Below are 611 nucleotides of genomic sequence, written 5' to 3'. Positions count from 1 at the left end.
ATGTTTCATTAGTGTAAAGATAAAGTGATATTGCTGTTCGAGAGAGCGGTTTAGAGAGGAAGTTAATGGCCAATTTATAGTTTGTATTAAGCCCCATTTTCCTTGACCGTCTTTTTTCAGTAGATCATTAACAGAAATATCTGTTTTACTACTAATCTCTAAAATTAGCTCCTGAAAGCTCTTACAAAGATAAAAATACATAGGATGAGTTAAAGGTGTAAAACTTTGTGAAGAAGCAAGTTTCCCTAGTGCTTCTCCCCTCATTTCCTTCATCCTTTTAAATAAAGCATTCCATGAATCACCTACAAGATCCAGGAAAGGTTGCTCACTCATCATATCAACAAGATCTGCAAACAACTCCATATCTTTATTACTGATATAAAATACCGATTTATCATGCAAGTCAGATAAATGATCTACCATAACAGATGGAGCCATTACAGAAATAGACCAAAGATATTTGTCATATAAGATACTTCCGTGATTATTTATTCCATCTTTACAGATTTGTTGTAATCCTGTCAGCAAATCCCTTGTATAAAATTGATCAACTTGAGAAAACTCTTTCTTTCTTATATCCAGAGCTCTTTCTCTATTAAGCAATTGTTGAC

At 33.2% G+C, this 611-nt stretch carries 1 pseudogene; it reads right to left on the bottom strand.

The annotated features are described in order from the left end of the window. Positions 1–611, bottom strand: a pseudogene (locus ACIPNH_RS00990) (hypothetical protein); the annotation flags it as partial.

This window comes from Wolbachia endosymbiont of Drosophila barbarae (assembly GCF_044752445.1).
GTDB classification, from domain to species: Bacteria; Pseudomonadota; Alphaproteobacteria; order Rickettsiales; family Anaplasmataceae; genus Wolbachia; species Wolbachia pipientis.
The sequence above is the reverse complement of the archived record's forward strand: the minus strand, read 5'-3'. Positions and strand labels throughout refer to the sequence as shown.